17 protein-coding genes and 1 tRNA gene are annotated in these 15466 nt (G+C 44.8%); 17 read left to right on the plus strand and 1 reads right to left on the minus strand.

The features are described 5' to 3' along the window. The first annotated feature begins 13 nt into the window (after window positions 1–13). The 10 genes from SLU01_RS05460 to SLU01_RS05505 all read left to right on the plus strand — a co-directional run bounded on the left by SLU01_RS05460 (window position 14) and on the right by SLU01_RS05505 (window position 8687). On the plus strand, window positions 14–958 hold the full coding sequence (locus SLU01_RS05460; protein ID WP_147056141.1) for a nucleoside recognition domain-containing protein: 945 nt from the start codon (window positions 14–16) through the stop codon (window positions 956–958). Beyond that, window positions 951–1601, plus strand: coding sequence for a pyrophosphatase PpaX (ppaX, locus tag SLU01_RS05465; protein ID WP_147056143.1), 651 nt, complete (start codon window positions 951–953; stop codon window positions 1599–1601). Before SLU01_RS05460 ends, ppaX begins: the two co-directional genes overlap by 8 nt. After that, window positions 1598–2116, plus strand: coding sequence for an acyltransferase (locus SLU01_RS05470; protein ID WP_147056145.1), 519 nt, complete (start codon window positions 1598–1600; stop codon window positions 2114–2116). The genes ppaX and SLU01_RS05470 overlap by 4 nt, the downstream gene beginning before the upstream one ends. Before the next feature lie 122 nt (window positions 2117–2238). Beyond that, a complete protein-coding gene (locus tag SLU01_RS05475; RefSeq protein ID WP_147056147.1) occupies window positions 2239–3762 on the plus strand; it encodes a tetratricopeptide repeat protein in 1524 nt (507 codons plus the stop codon). A gap of 99 nt (window positions 3763–3861) precedes the next feature. Beyond that, window positions 3862–4812 (plus strand): thioredoxin-disulfide reductase, encoded by a 951-nt coding sequence (trxB, locus tag SLU01_RS05480; protein ID WP_147056149.1) that lies wholly within the window; start codon window positions 3862–3864, stop codon window positions 4810–4812. Window positions 4813–5066: 254 nt separating this feature from the next. Next, window positions 5067–5549: an NUDIX hydrolase gene (locus SLU01_RS05485; protein ID WP_147056151.1), complete on the plus strand. Its 483-nt coding sequence runs from the start codon at window positions 5067–5069 to the stop codon at window positions 5547–5549. Continuing rightward, window positions 5549–6436, plus strand: coding sequence for an RNase adapter RapZ (gene rapZ, locus SLU01_RS05490; RefSeq protein WP_147056153.1), 888 nt, complete (start codon window positions 5549–5551; stop codon window positions 6434–6436). The genes SLU01_RS05485 and rapZ overlap by 1 nt, the downstream gene beginning before the upstream one ends. Before the next feature lie 4 nt (window positions 6437–6440). Next, entirely contained in the window at window positions 6441–7418 is a 978-nt protein-coding gene (gene mgfK, locus SLU01_RS05495; protein WP_147056155.1) for a gluconeogenesis morphogenetic factor MgfK, read from the plus strand. Window positions 7419–7449: 31 nt separating this feature from the next. Then, window positions 7450–8397, plus strand: coding sequence for a DNA-binding protein WhiA (gene whiA / locus SLU01_RS05500; RefSeq protein WP_147056157.1), 948 nt, complete (start codon window positions 7450–7452; stop codon window positions 8395–8397). Between the two features lie 32 nt (window positions 8398–8429). Next, window positions 8430–8687, plus strand: a complete 258-nt coding sequence (locus SLU01_RS05505; RefSeq protein ID WP_147056159.1) for an HPr family phosphocarrier protein — start codon at window positions 8430–8432, stop codon at window positions 8685–8687. Window positions 8688–8787: 100 nt separating this feature from the next. Here the strand turns inward: SLU01_RS05505 and SLU01_RS05510 are convergent. Then, window positions 8788–8859: transfer RNA gene (locus tag SLU01_RS05510), tRNA-Arg, on the minus strand. 183 nt (window positions 8860–9042) lie between these two features. Here SLU01_RS05510 and clpP point away from each other — a divergent pair. The 7 genes from clpP (at window position 9043) to SLU01_RS05545 (ending at window position 15461) form a co-directional block, all read left to right on the plus strand. Further along, window positions 9043–9645: an ATP-dependent Clp endopeptidase proteolytic subunit ClpP gene (gene clpP, locus SLU01_RS05515; protein ID WP_147056160.1), complete on the plus strand. Its 603-nt coding sequence runs from the start codon at window positions 9043–9045 to the stop codon at window positions 9643–9645. 268 nt (window positions 9646–9913) lie between these two features. Beyond that, entirely contained in the window at window positions 9914–10492 is a 579-nt protein-coding gene (locus tag SLU01_RS05520; RefSeq protein ID WP_147056162.1) for a LemA family protein, read from the plus strand. A gap of 95 nt (window positions 10493–10587) precedes the next feature. Then, window positions 10588–11316, plus strand: coding sequence for a TPM domain-containing protein (locus SLU01_RS05525; RefSeq protein WP_170232600.1), 729 nt, complete (start codon window positions 10588–10590; stop codon window positions 11314–11316). A gap of 389 nt (window positions 11317–11705) precedes the next feature. Further along, entirely contained in the window at window positions 11706–11933 is a 228-nt protein-coding gene (locus tag SLU01_RS05530; protein WP_147056166.1) for a glutaredoxin family protein, read from the plus strand. Between the two features lie 133 nt (window positions 11934–12066). Beyond that, on the plus strand, window positions 12067–13116 hold the full coding sequence (locus SLU01_RS05535; RefSeq protein ID WP_147056168.1) for a sugar-binding transcriptional regulator: 1050 nt from the start codon (window positions 12067–12069) through the stop codon (window positions 13114–13116). A gap of 15 nt (window positions 13117–13131) precedes the next feature. Continuing rightward, on the plus strand, window positions 13132–14139 hold the full coding sequence (gene gap / locus SLU01_RS05540) for a type I glyceraldehyde-3-phosphate dehydrogenase (protein ID WP_147056170.1): 1008 nt from the start codon (window positions 13132–13134) through the stop codon (window positions 14137–14139). A 137-nt stretch (window positions 14140–14276) separates the two neighbouring features. Further along, on the plus strand, window positions 14277–15461 hold the full coding sequence (locus SLU01_RS05545; RefSeq protein ID WP_147056172.1) for a phosphoglycerate kinase: 1185 nt from the start codon (window positions 14277–14279) through the stop codon (window positions 15459–15461). Window positions 15462–15466 lie beyond the last annotated feature (5 nt).

Genomic DNA, 15466 nt, shown 5'->3' on the forward strand with positions numbered 1-15466 from the left:
GAGGGATGGGGAAATGCAGACGTTTCAAAATGGGTTGAAAGCTGGTTTGAAAACAACGTGGACATTAGGAAAGATTATTTTTCCGATAACGCTGCTTCTTGTCATTTTGCAGCACACGCCGGTTTTGCCGTGGATTGTGAAGCTTGTATCTCCTTTTATGGGGCTATTCGGGCTAAGCGGGGAAGCGGCCATTCCGCTTGTGTTGGGGAATGCATTGAACTTATATGCAGGGATAGCAGGCATTTTGTCGCTTGATCTGACAGTGAAAGAAGTATTCATATTGGCGGTTATGCTCAGCTTTGCACATAATATGTTCATTGAAACAGGTGTCGCTTTAAAGGTCGGTGTGAAATTATGGATTGTCCTCGTTGTGAGATTTGGTTTGGCAGCATTCTCAGCGATTGTCATCAATCTGGTTTGGCAAGGCGGCGGTGAGATTGCGCAATATGGCATGGCGCCTGAAATTGCAGCCGCCCCTGAAAGTTGGATTGGCATCGGCTTGCTTGGTTTACAGAAAGCGGGATTCGGGGTATTGCAGCTCGCGCTTATCGTCATTCCATTGATGATTATCGTCCAATATTTGAAAGACAATCACTACTTGCAGAAGTTTTCCGATAGGCTGGCGCCTTTTACAAAGGTCATCGGTGTCAAACCGAATGCCTCTATGACGCTCGTTGCGGGCCTCGTTATTGGTCTGGCTTATGGCGCAGGCGTCATGATTCAGGCGGTACAGGAGGACGGCGTAAGCAAAAAGGATGCAACGCTTGCTTTTATATTCCTTGTCGCTTGCCACGCAGTTGTCGAGGATACGCTTATTTTCATTCCTTTAGGCATCCCGGTCTGGCCGTTGCTCATCATCCGCCTCGTCACCGCATTCATATTGACGATTGCAGTCGCTTATTTCTGGAGGCAAAGCGAACGTAAAAGAGAGAGGGAGGTCACTTTGCTGAATGGCTAACATTACAACATTGCTTTTTGACTTTGACGGAACATTGCTCGACACGAATGAGCTGATCATCCAAACGTATCAAACGGTATTGAACAAACATTATCCGGGCAAGTATGAACGGGTCCATATTTTACCGTTCTTAGGACCGGTGCTAAAAGATGTATTCGATGAAATCGATCCAAAGAAATCCGAACAACTGATGAGTGAATACCGCGAATGGAATCTTGCGAATCATGATCTAATGGTGACCGAATTCGATGGTGTGGCAGAAACATTGAGACAGCTGAAAAGCAATGGAATGAAGATGGCAATCGTGTCGACAAAGCGGAAAAACATGATTATGAGAGGTATGAAACTCATCGGGATAGAAGACTTGTTTGACACTGTCATCGGCATAGATGATGTGCAACGCGCTAAACCTGACCCAGAGCCGCTAGTACTTGCGATGGAGAGATTAGGTTCATCCACAGCGGAAACGCTCATGATCGGCGATAACTTCCATGATATCCTAGGTGGTAAAAATGCAGGCGTTCGCACTGCGGGGGTAGCTTGGTCATTGAAAGGCGAACAGTATATGCGCGAGTTGGAGCCAGACTTTGTTCTTCAGCACATCTCAGATCTATTGCCAATAACAGCGGGAGAGAAAGTGTGAGACGGACCGAGCGTTATCCTGCTAAAGGAGATGCGAACTCCCTTTGGCATATTTATAAAACCGTTTCGTTTTTTAAAGTGGCAAAGAACTTCATCTTCATCCAACTCGGAAGATACACGCCTTTCATACCGATGAAGAACTTCATCTACCGTACATTTCTTGGGATGAAAATCGGGGATAAAACATCATTCGCTTTAATGGTCATGCCGGACACGATGTTTCCTGAACGGATTTCCGTCGGCGATAATACGATCGTCGGATTCAATACAACGATTCTTGCCCATGAGTATTTGATTGAGGAGTACCGTATTGGTGACGTAGTGATTGGAGATCGTGTAATGATCGGGGCGAATACGACGATACTTCCGGGTGTTGAAATCGGCGATGGTGCAATCGTGTCGGCGGCGTCGCTCGTCAATCGTGATATTCCGGCAGGCGCATTGGCTGGCGGCAACCCCGTACGGATCATTTATACTGCCGAGCAGATGGCAGAACGCCAAAAGAATGCTAAGTAATCAAATGTGTCAAAAAATAGAATGACGGGTATAGAAGTTATGGTATAATGAAAGCAAGTTAAAGAAGCAGTTTATTGGGAGGGACGTTTAGGCGTTCCTCTACTTTTTTCGGAGGAATTTGATTGGATAAAAAGCATAGGAACATAGATAAAAAAATTATATCTTTCATCCCCGACGGTGAATTTTACTACCAGAAGGGCATTAAAGCGATGCAGCGTGATCGCTTTGAGGATGCCCATAAATACTTGCAAAGAGCTGTTGAATTAAGCCCTAATGATCCCCTCATTCTTATGCAGTACGGCATTCTGATTATGGAAGAAGGCATGTTTGAGGAAGCCTATGAAATTCTAGCTGCTGCCCATGGACTTGACCCGGAAGAAGAGGACATCATCTTCTATTTGGCCGAAGTTCACGCGCATCTGGGTCTGCTTCGTGATGCGAAAATCTATGCAGAAAAGTATATTTCATTAGCCCCGGACGGACCACTAGCCGATGACTCAATGGAAATCATTGATTTTGCTGAACAAGAGGAAGCCTTTTTTGTCGATGACGAAGCGCCGGACGGAGAAGTGTATTTCCTTCAAGAGAAAGCAAGGAGATTGATGGAATCAGGGAGTTTCGATGAGGCGATTGACATTCTTGAATCAATTATCGTCGACTACCCGGAATTTTGGGCGGCCTATAATAATTTGGCCCTTGCCTATTTCTATATCGGTAAAATTGAACCAGCGAAGGAACTGCTTTATGATGTTCTGGATAAAAATAAAGGCAATCTCCATGCATTATGCAATCTTGCCGTCTTTTATTATTATGAGAAAGATAAAGAGGAATTGGATGCATTGCTCGAGCTGCTTCTGAAAATAAAGCCTTATCAATTTGTCCATCGCTACAAATTAGGCGCGACATTTGCCTTAGTTGGAAAGCATAAAGAAGCGTATGGATGGCTGAGAAGCTTGAAAAAAAGAGGGTTTGAAGGCGATGCGGGCTATTATTTCTGGCTTGCGCATTCGGCTTATTTCTCAGGAAACGAAGCGGTGGCGAAGGAAGCTTACGACAATCTCGTAGAACTTGATCCGAGCAAGGCGGGATTTGAGCCGTGGAAGGATGTAAACGCTGCGGCAAAACCAGAATCATATGAACAAGATCGTGAATTTCTACTAAGCAAAATTACGAATAAATATCGTAGTGAAAGATTATTAGGATTTTACTTATTAGGAAAGTCTGCACATAAACAAGAAATCGTTTCCCATCCTTCCTATATTGACTTGGAAAAACTCAGTGTCATTGAGCAATTATTTTTAGCAAATAGCCTTAATTATGAATTCACGGTGGAAAATGATTTTGACCATTCGTTTATGCGGGCATTGGAAACAACGGAATTGATATATGCCCAATACCAACCGCTTGATAAGCAAGGGACGCATCTTTTCCAAATGTGGTTCACCCTATGTGAAGTGGCACTTACGCGTTCCTATCATTTCAGGAACCCGGCGGCACTGGCGGCTGCAGCGGATTATATGTTTCAATCGTCGCGTTACAAAGGAGTAACCAAAACGGCAATTGCCCGCAGTTATGGCGTTTCAGTTCCGACCTTGACGAAATACGTAAATGAGCTGATTGAGTTTCTTCCGCAATTCAATGCGTAAGAACTTGAAAAAATACCCCCTCCGAGCATAAAAATTGATTGGCCACTTGAAATCTTATACGATTTGTACAGTGTTATATGTAGTGGAGGAGGAAAACCAATGACAACCGAGAAAATTTACGACGTCATAATTATTGGGGCTGGCCCAGCTGGAATGACAGCAGCGGTATATACGTCTAGAGCAAGCCTTTCAACTTTAATGTTGGAGCGCGGAATTCCTGGTGGACAAATGGCGAACACAGAGGAAATAGAAAACTATCCCGGCTTCGAATCAATTCTAGGGCCGGATCTTTCTACGAAAATGTTTGATCACGCCAAAGCGTTCGGCGCGGAATATGCGTACGGGGATGTCAATGAAATCATTGACGGCGAAAGCTACAAAACGATCATTTCAGGCAAAAAAGAATATAAAGCTCGCGCCATCATCATTACAACAGGTGCCGAGTACAGAAAAATGGGTGTACCGGGCGAACAAGAACTAACTGGCCGCGGTGTCAGCTATTGTGCAGTTTGTGACGGAGCGTTTTTCAAAGGGAAAGAAATCGTCGTGATTGGCGGCGGAGACTCCGCAGTCGAAGAAGGGGCATACTTGACTCGTTTCGCAAACAAAGTGACAATCATTCACCGTCGCGACGAACTGCGGGCTCAAAAAATCCTTCAAGACCGTGCATTCGCCAATGAAAAAATCGACTTCATCTGGAACTCGACTGTTAAGCAAGTAAACGACAAAGACGGCAAAATCGGCTCCGTTACCCTTGTGTCAACAGTGGATGGCACTGAAAAAGTGATGGATACTGAAGGCATGTTCGTTTACGTCGGAATGGATCCATTAACGGCTCCATTCAAGAACTTAGACATCTTGGATGACCATGGCTACATCGTCACAAACGAAGACATGGAAACAAAAGTCCCTGGTATCTACGCAGCCGGAGACGTCCGCCAAAAAATGCTGCGCCAAGTCGTAACAGCAACAGGCGACGGCAGCATCGCAGCACAAGCATGCCAAAAATATATCGAAGAACTGGCAGAGAAATTATCTGCTGAAGTTTGAGAATGAAAAGAGATCCGATTAGGGGTCTCTTTTTGCTAGCATTCAAAGGATTATTAATCTAACCTTAATGTTGCTGTAATCGAACTGAAATACAAAAAGGTTATGATAAGAGTATCAATTGACCCCCCTTTTAATATAGCAACAGTTTAAGACGATCTGCCGACTTACTGGCAGGTGGTCTTCTTTTTTTGTCGTTTACAACGTAAACATTGTATAATAGATCCATGCGCGTTGAAAAAAGTGAGGAAACCGTTATGCAAAGAATTGCAAATTTACTCGTAGTCAAGGACAATCAAGTCCTTTTATTAAAAAAACCAAGACGTGATTGGTATGTTGCACCAGGCGGAAAAATGGATTCCGGGGAATCCATTTACGAAGCCGCAGTCCGGGAATTTCAAGAAGAAACCGGCGCAACGCCCGTCGACCCGCACGTCAAAGGCATTTACACGATGATGATCGTCGATCCTGCATCAAAAGAAATACTTAACGAATGGATGCTCTATACATTTGTAGCGCAAGACCTGATCGGTACACCATACGAATCGAACAGGGAAGGCTTACTTGAATGGCATCCGGTCGAAAGTTTAAAAACATTGCCTATGGCGGAAGGCGATCGGTCAAATTTATTGTACGCCGTCTCCCAAAAGGGCGTACAATATGGTACATTCTATTATACAGAAGAGTTTGAACTGTTGGATGAGCATCTACAAAACTCAATGGAAGGTGACCAGCACTAATGGAGAATGAATTACCGAATAGCGATGTTGAATTAGTCATCATCACAGGCATGTCAGGTGCCGGAAAAACAGTAGCGATGCAAAGCTTTGAAGACTTAGGTTTTTATTGTATCGATAATTTGCCTCCCGAGCTTTTGGTCACATTTCTAGATTTAATGATGAAATCCGAAAACAAGATGAGGCGGATTGCTGCTGTCATGGATACACGTGGCGGAGACCTTTTTGACGCCTTAATCGGTGCGTTGGATGATTTATTGCAAATGGATGGGGTTTCGACCAAGCTTCTTTTCCTCGACGCCGATGACGAGACGCTTGTCAGACGATACAAGGAAACAAGAAGATCTCATCCACTGGCGGAAGGCGGACTCCCGTTGACCGGAATTCGAAAGGAACGAACACTCCTTTCCGAATTGAGAGGCCGTGCACGTTCCATCTACAATACTTCTGAGTTGAAACCTAGGGAACTCCGGGAAAAGATCATGTCCACATTCTCCTTTAAAGGAGATACTGCATTCACGTTGAACTTCATCTCATTCGGTTTTAAACATGGCATGCCGATTGATGCGGATGTTGTATTCGATGTACGCTTTTTACCAAACCCTTATTATATTGAAGAGCTTAAACCGATGACTGGCTTGGATAAAGACGTTTATGAATATGTCCTTAAATGGAATGATACACAAGTGTTAATTGATAAACTGTCTGATCTATTCAAATTCATCATACCGCAGTATAAAAACGAAGGTAAATCACAAGTTGTTGTCGCTTTTGGCTGTACCGGCGGCCAACATAGATCTGTGACGTTGGCTGAGTTTTTCGGAAATCGATTTAAGGAAGAATATAAAACATTAATTACTCATCGGGATGTAGAGAAAAGAAAGGGTTGACGCAATGCTGCAATCCGGGAAAAAGAAAAGAATTGTCGTTTTTGGAGGCGGGACCGGGTTGTCCACTATGCTGCGGGGGTTGAAGAAATACCCCGTAGACCTCACTGCAATCGTAACAGTTGCAGATGACGGCGGAAGTTCAGGCAGATTGTTGGATCAATACGACATTCCCCCTCCAGGCGATATCCGTCAAGTGATGGCAGCGCTTTCAGATGTGGAGCCGCTCATCGAGAAAATGTTCCAATACCGTTTCTCCACTTCTGACGATCTGAAGGGGCACTCGCTTGGCAATCTCATGCTCGCTGCATTGACGGACATTACCGGTGATTTTGCCAGTGCAGTCGAAAAGATGGGGCAGGTTTTAAATATTAAAGGTAAAGTATTACCAGCCGCAAATCAAAAGATCACCTTGCATGCTGAGCTCGATGATGGCACAATTGTAACCGGTGAATCAAAAATTCCGGTATACGGCCGTAAAATACGTAAAGTGTATGTCTCTCCGCAGGAAGTCGAACCATTGCCTGAAACTGTCCGCGTCATCAAGCGGGCGGATTTAATCATTTTTGGACCGGGCAGCTTATATACAAGCATATTGCCGACGATACTTGTAAGGGATATACGGGATGCCGTCCTCGCCAGTTCTGCCAAAAAGTTGTATATTAACAACTTGACGACGCAGGAAGGGGAAACGTATCAGTATACAGCATCTGAGCATGTGAAAGCTTTGTACGACCATGCAGGCAGCTCATTCCTTGACACAGTGTTGTTGAATGAGACTGAATTTGAGACATTATACGAGGGGATGGAACCGCCCGAAACTCAGTTGCCCGTGGAAAATGACATTGAGGCTTTGCAATTGCTCGTACCCAATATTGTACTGGGTGATGTATCGACCGTCTCGGATGGACGAATCATCCATGATGCCGATAAGGTTGCGTCATGGGTTATGGGCTATATGGAAGGCACGATTATAAGCGAGTAGACTTGATCATCGCCGAAGGAGGGGGAAAGTCATGTCTTTTGCATCTGAAGTGAAAAAGGAACTGACAAATATAGAATCCGACGAATGCTGTGTAAAGTCGGAAATAGCCGCCTTTATAAGGATGAACGGCGCATTATCTTTCTCAAACAAACAATTGAGTTTGGATGTGCAAACCGAAAATGCGGCAATCGCAAGAAGACTTTATTCAAACATAAAACGTCTTTATCCTTACAAAGTTGAATTATTAGTCCGAAAAAAAATGCGTTTAAAGAAAAATAACGTCTACATATGCCGAATACGTGACGGGGCTAAGCAATTACTTGAGGATTTATATATTTTAACAGGCACCTTTCAATTCAAAAATGAGATTGTAGATGAATTGGTGAAAAAGAAATGCTGTCAGCGTTCTTATTTAAGAGGCGCATTCTTGGCAGGAGGGTCGGTCAATAATCCGGAAACGTCCTCCTACCACTTGGAAATATTTTCTTTTTACAAAGAGCATAGCGAAGACCTCGTAGCGCTCATGAATAAATTCCAATTGAATGCGAAGTCGATTGAACGGAAAAAAGGTTATATCGCATATTTGAAGGAAGCTGAAAAAATTTCAGATTTCCTCGGACTAATAGGTGCCCATGCCTCGTTGATGAAGTTTGAAGATGTACGGATTATTAGGGATATGCGGAACAGCGTCAACCGTCTTGTGAATTGTGAAACCGCCAATTTGAATAAAACAATAGGCGCAGCACAACGGCAAGTGGAAAATATCAAGTTCATTCAAAGAACGATCGGTCTCGATCAACTGCCGGATCGATTGCAAGAAATCGCCCACCTACGCATTGAACACCAAGACATCACCCTGAAAGAACTGGGAGAGATGGTGTCAGGCGGGACGGTAAGTAAATCGGGTGTCAACCATCGTTTAAGAAAAATAGAAGAAATCGCGGAAAACCTCCGAAGTGGGGGTATTGCAACCCGATAAGATGACGGGAATATGAAAGGAGTCCAATGATTATGGCGGAAAAAACGGTTGAAGTAAAAATGAAGACCGGCTTGCAAGCAAGACAAGCTGCTCAATTTGTCCAAGAGGCAAATAAGTTTACGTCTGATGTATTTTTGAAAAAAGATGAACGCCAGGTGAATGCGAAAAGCATCATGGGCGTCATGAGTTTAGCAGTAGCAAAAGGCGTTTCAGTTACATTGATCGCAGAAGGTATGGATGAGGAGCAAGCGATTGCAACGTTGTCTGCGTTAGTAGAGAAGGAAAATTAAAAAGAATGAGCCGTTTCACCACGTATGGATGAAACGGCTGAATTATAAAAAAAGCTGCAAACATGAAAACATGTTTACAGCTTCTATATGTACACTTATACGCCCTCGGCAGGAATCGAACCCACATCTCAAGAACCGGAATCTTACGTGCTATCCGTTGCACCACGAGGGCTAATTGAACGACTGTTTGTAACAGACAAGATTAATTATACAAACAAACCCGCATGAATGCAATACTTATTTTAAATGCGTTATATTTGACCTTTATTGACCATAGTATGTATGATAGATGTACAGTTGAAACGAATCGTTTCAGCAGAACGATGATTCAGATCCAATCAAAGGAGGAACTAACATGAACCTAATACCTACAGTTATTGAACAAACGAACCGGGGAGAGCGCGCTTATGATATTTATTCCCGTTTGTTGAAAGATCGGATTATCATGTTGGGCAGCGCAATTGACGATAATGTTGCGAACTCGATTGTAGCGCAATTGCTATTCTTGGAAGCGGAAGATCCTGACAAGGACGTTTCTATCTATATTAACAGCCCTGGTGGAAGCATCACCGCAGGAATGGCGATCTATGACACAATGCAATTCATCAAACCGGACATTCAAACAATTTGTATCGGTATGGCAGCATCAATGGGATCATTCCTATTGACTGCTGGAACAAAAGGGAAACGTTACGCGCTACCAAACGCAGAAGTCATGATTCACCAACCACTTGGCGGCGCTCAAGGGCAAGCGACAGAAATTGAAATTGCTGCTAAACGCATTCTATTCTTGCGCGAGAAGTTAAATACGATTCTTTCTGAACGTACTGGACAGCCGGTCGAAGTCATCGCGAAAGACACAGACCGCGATAATTTCATGACAGCTGAACGTGCAAAGGAATACGGTTTGATTGACCATATCATTACGCGCAGCGATATGAAAGACTTGAAAAAATAATAAGTGAACGATGGCCGACCCGGGGTGACTGGGTCGGTTTTTTTGTTGTCGTTTTGCGGTTATCGATCATTTCCCGATATATATCGTCATTCCTGGACCTTCGTCCTTTTAGCTCTACGTCTTTTTATAGCTCAATCAATCATCCGTCTTTTCAAAGAATTATGTTTGAAACCTTTTCGCACTTCATACGATAAATAGTATACACACTCAAGTTTGAGTCATGATATTTGAAGGGTATTGCAAAGTATATTGAATGGAGTGAGAAAAGATGAAAAAACTATTAGGTCCACTTGCGATCATTGTTGTCATTCTCGTCATAGTTGGAATTATGTTTGTTCCAAGCTACAACAAATTCGTCAATCTGGAAGAGGATGTCGACAAGTCGTATGCACAAGTTGAAAATCAGTTGCAACGAAGACTCGACCTTATCCCGAACTTAGTGAGCACTGTAAAAGGATATGCAAGCCATGAAAAAGATGTAATTGCTGATATTTCGAATGCACGGGCAAAACTTTCAAGTGCAAGCGGTCCGGAAGAGCAAGCTGCTGCAGATACAGAACTTTCGAATGCTCTCGGAAGATTGCTCGTCGTCGTTGAGAACTACCCGGATTTGAAAGCGAATCAGAATTTCGCGCAACTAATGGATGAGTTAGCAGGAACGGAGAACCGGATTGGCGTTGCTCGTATGGATTACAATAATGTAGTCTCGGATTACAATCGACAGACGAAACGGTTTCCTGGCAAGTTAGTCGCTTCCATCTTCGGTTTTGATGAAAAGGAATATTTCAAAGCGGACACAGCTGCGAATGAAGCACCCAAAGTCGATTTTGGAGATGACAACGATTGATTCGAAATGCCGTCCGTTTTTGTCTAGCTGTATGTCTGAGCGTAATCCTAATGCCTGCAGGGGTGTTCGCAGCTGACGTCCCGCGGTGGAATGATATGGATTACTATATCCAAGACCATGCAGGCATACTTTCCACAGAACAGAAGGCGGAACTCAACCGCCTAGGTGGCATGCTGAATGACGCGACAGGTGCTGAACTTGCGGTACTCACGCTATCTAGCATTGGGGACGAACCGGTTGAGGATTTCGGACTAAAAGCGTATAGGGAATACCAACTCGGCAAAAAGGATGAACAAAACGGAGCATTGCTCGTCGTGACAACCACACCGAATTCGGATAAAAAGAGACATTTCCGGCTGATTACCGGATACGGTTTGGAAGGTGCATTGCCAGATGGGAAAATCGGCAGGATCATGGATGAAGTATCCATGCCTTATTTAGAAAAGCAAAACCCTGAGCCAGACTTGGCAATCATGGAAGGGTACAAAGCGTTTTATAATGAAATTGCTGCAGAATATGGATGGGACGGAGAAGTGGCCGAAGTGAATACAGTTGCCGACCAAGGCGGATCAGGTCTTGGCATTCCGTCACCCATCATTGTTTTCATTATCATTTATCTGCTAATCCGCTTTATGGGCGGCGGACGCGGCGGTGGTGGTGGACGAGGTGGAAGAGGTAGACGCAGAGGCGGACCCATCTTCTTCCCAGGCTCCTTCGGCGGAGGCGGTGGCTTCGGTGGAGGCAGCGGCGGCTTCGGCGGCGGAGGAGGGTTCTCCGGAGGCGGTGGATCCTCAGGCGGCGGTGGGGCAGGTAGGAGTTGGTGATCCCAAAAGCGAAGGACGCCTGCCTAGGGGCGACAGGCATAAGGCGAAGATGCGGCGTGGCGCTTTTTGCCACAGAGCAGCTTTGACTTATGACCCCGAGCCCCTGGCGCCCGCAGCTGGACGAACCAAAAGCGAAGGGCGCCTGCAGCTGGACGAACCAAAAGCGAAAAAAAATATTGAATTGAACTTGAGCAACTGCTTTCCATTCAAGCGTTCATAGGAGTTGAATTGCTGCAAATAAATTGGCAGGCAATGAATGGACCCTGGCAGCGAAAGAATGGGCCTTTGTAAGAAAGAATGGACCCTGATGGCAAAAGAATGGGCCTTTGTCGGAATGAGTGGACGCTAACTAATATTCTATAAAAACTATCCAATCGAGGTGTTTAAAAATGCACATCCATTTCTACACAAAACCCGGTTGCCACTTATGCGATGAAGCAGAAGCGATGATGAAATTGGTCGCGGAAGATTTTCCGCTGACGTGGACAACAATCAATATCGAAAAAGACGATGAAAGCCATGAGAAATACATGCTCATGATTCCGGTCCTGGAGAACGATGGGGAAGTGTTATTATACGGATCCATCAGCTACGTGGACTTAGTTGATTTATTCTAAAAAAAAGAGTAAGAAGTTTGAAATTAACGAAGAGAAGGTATACAATAACAATAAGATTTATATTTTTTTACACTACGTGGGACAAAATTATAAAGGGTGGGCAAAATATGACCCTTAGAAAGAGGGGCTTTCCTTGAACTCGAAAATTCTCGAGGCACAACGAAAGCTTGTGCCGGAAATGATGGAGATCTTGCACCAAAGGTATAGACTCTTGAAATTCATTGAGATGTCCGGGCCGATTGGCAGAAGGCCACTTAGCATGACCGCGGATATTTCTGAGCGGGAATGCCGAAACTTAATGGAAGCGTTGCGAACCGAAGGACTGATCCGCATCGCGAAAGAAGGAGCCACAATTACGGTCGAAGGTTCCACCGTCCTAAACACGCTCAGATCGAGCATTGAAGAATGGACGGGGCATGGGCTGGTGGCCAGGAAATTGGTTGCACTATTGGGAATTCAAAGCGTACAAATCGTCCCGGGAGATTGTGATGTGGATCCAGCAGTCAAAAGATTGATTGGTAAAGAAGCCGCATCGGAATTCATGGAGAGAATCGGTGAAGGGCAAGTCATTGCGGTCACCGGAGGAAGCTCGGTGGCGTCCATTCCGCAGCATATCCACCGGTTCGGCGATGCCGACCATTTGCACTTCATAGCGGCAAGGGGCGGAGTTGGAGATGATATCGGCTTGCAGGCGAATGTTATCGCAGCCTCGTTTGCCGAAGCGAGCGGAGGGACGTACAGCACGTTTTACTATCCCGAATCTCTGAGCAAAGAGGCGCATGAAGTATTCAAACGAGAACCTGAAGCTGTCAAAATGATGGAACTGTACGAAAAAACCGATTGTGTACTACATGGAATCGGGGATGCAGAAAGAATGGCCACCATGCGTAAAACGGCGGAGAATGAACAGCTTCTTCTGCAGGAACGCGGGGCGAAGGGTGAAGCATTTGGCTATTATTTCGATGCAGACGGAAGTATCGTTCACCAAATCCGCACAGTTGGCATCCAAACGGAACAGTTGAAGCGAATTCCGCTTATTATCGCAGTCGCAGGTGGAGAGAGTAAATCAGAAGCAATCTTATCTTATATGGCAAGCGCCCCTCGTCAAACGATCCTAGTGACAGATGAAGGTGCAGCGAAAGGCATGCTTGCGAAATTGGAACGCGAAGATCGACAAAACTAATTGGAGGTAATGGAAATGACTTTAAAAATGGCGATTAATGGATTCGGTCGTATTGGCAGACTTGTGATGCGGGAAGCGCAAAAGCATGAGAATATTGAAATCGTGGCTGTGAATGATTTAACGGATGCAGCGATGCTTGCACATTTATTGAAATACGATTCGGTCCATGGCATTTTCGATGCGGAAATCAGTTCGGAAGAAGATCATCTTCTCGTCAACGGCAAAAAAATCAAAGTGTATGCTGAAAAAGATCCTTCCCAGCTGCCTTGGGGCGAATTGGATGTCGATATTGTCATCGAGTCGACAGGCGTATTCCGAGATGAAAAAGGCTTGCTGAAGCATATTGAAGCAGGAGCTAAAAAAGTCATCTTGTCCTCGCCGGCTAAAGGGGACGTCAAAACGCTTGTTATGGGTGTGAATGAAAACGACTATGATGCATCAAATGACAAGGTCGTTTCAAACGCATCCTGTACAACGAACTGTCTTGCACCGGTCGTAAAAGTGTTAAATGACCAATTCGGCATTAAACGCGGCATGATGACGACTGTCCACTCGTATACGAATGACCAAAAGATTTTGGATTTGCCGCATTCCGATTACCGCCGTGCGCGTGCTGCCGCTGAATCAATGATCCCAACAACTACAGGAGCAGCATCTGCCGTAACAAAAGTTATCCCTGAATTGAAAGGGAAATTGGATGGAATGGCTGTCCGCGTTCCGACTCCTAACGTCTCACTCGTTGATTTCGTCGCTGAACTGTCGAAAGAAGTGACAGTCGAAGATGTGAATGCAGCATTGAAAAAAGCATCCGAAAATGAGTTGAAAGATATCCTTTTCTATAATGAAATTCCGCTTGTTTCAAGAGACTATAATGGCAATACAGCTTCATCGACAGTAGACGGACTTTCCACTATGGTCTTGGACAACGACATGGTTAAAGTGATCGCATGGTATGATAATGAATCCGGCTATTCTGCACGCTGCATCGATTTAGCTCTCTATATGAGCAAACAAGGCATTTAAAACATAGCCATTCTTATGGCGACCCATTATAATAGATAAATGGGTAGGAGGAACGGCGATGCCCGTTCCTTTTTTTTATAAGTTTGCGATGGAATTTAAGCTCCGTCGCCTTAATTTCTTGGAGGTGTGCAGTTTTCATGAATGAGAAACAGACAATCAAGGATATCGATCTAAACGGAAAGCGCGTATTTTGCCGCGTCGATTTCAATGTGCCGATGGAGGGCGGAAAAGTTACGGATGATACAAGGATCCGTGCCGCCATACCGACAATTGAATTCATGACTGGCAAAGGAGCGAAAGTGATTCTTGCCAGCCATCTTGGAAGACCAAAAGGCGAAGTGAAAGAGGAGTTAAGATTGACCGCCGCGGGTGAAAGATTGTCTGAGCTCCTGAACAAGAATGTGAAAAAGTTGGACGAATCGATTGGCGAGGAAGTCGAGAAAGCAGTAGCCGAATTGCAGAACGGTGAAGTTCTTCTTCTTGAAAACGTCAGATTCCATGCAGGTGAAGAGAAAAACGATCCTGAACTTGCTAAGCAGTTTGCCTCTCTTGCCGACCTATTCGTCAACGATGCGTTCGGAGCAGCACATCGCGCTCACGCTTCTACAGCTGGCATCGCCGAATTCATCCCGGCTGTCAGCGGATTTTTGATGGAGAAAGAATTGGAGGTTCTTGGGAAAGCTTTGTCTAACCCGGAGCGGCCGTTCACTGCCATCATCGGAGGCGCAAAAGTGAAAGATAAAATCGGTGTCATCGATAACTTATTGGACAACGTCGATAATTTATTGATTGGCGGAGGCCTTTCGTACACATTCACAAAAGCGGAAGGATATGAAACTGGCAACTCCTTAGTTGAAGAAGATAAAATTGAGCTTGCACAATCTTTCATTCAAAAAGCGAAAGAAAAAAACGTGAATCTCTATTTGCCAATTGACGCAGTTGTTGCTGATGCATTTTCTGAAACAGCGAATGTCAAAACTGTTAAAATCGATGAAATCCCTGAAGGTTGGATGGGGCTTGATATCGGTCCTGAAACAGCAGAGTTATACGCAAATGTTATCCGGGATTCCAAACTGATCATTTGGAACGGGCCGATGGGTGTGTTTGAAATGGAACCGTTCTCAGCAGGCACAAAGCAAGTTGCTTTGGCGATGGCCGAAACAAAAGCATATACAGTCATCGGCGGAGGAGACTCCGCTGCAGCGGTCGAGAAATTTGACGTTGCGGAACAAATGGATCATGTATCGACTGGCGGCGGCGCTTCCTTGGAATTCATGGAAGGTAAAGAACTGCCTGGCGTAACTGTACTGAACGATAAATGACAGGA

The sequence above is a fragment of the Sporosarcina luteola genome, from assembly GCF_007991495.1.
Classification (GTDB): Bacteria; Bacillota; Bacilli; order Bacillales_A; family Planococcaceae; genus Sporosarcina; species Sporosarcina luteola.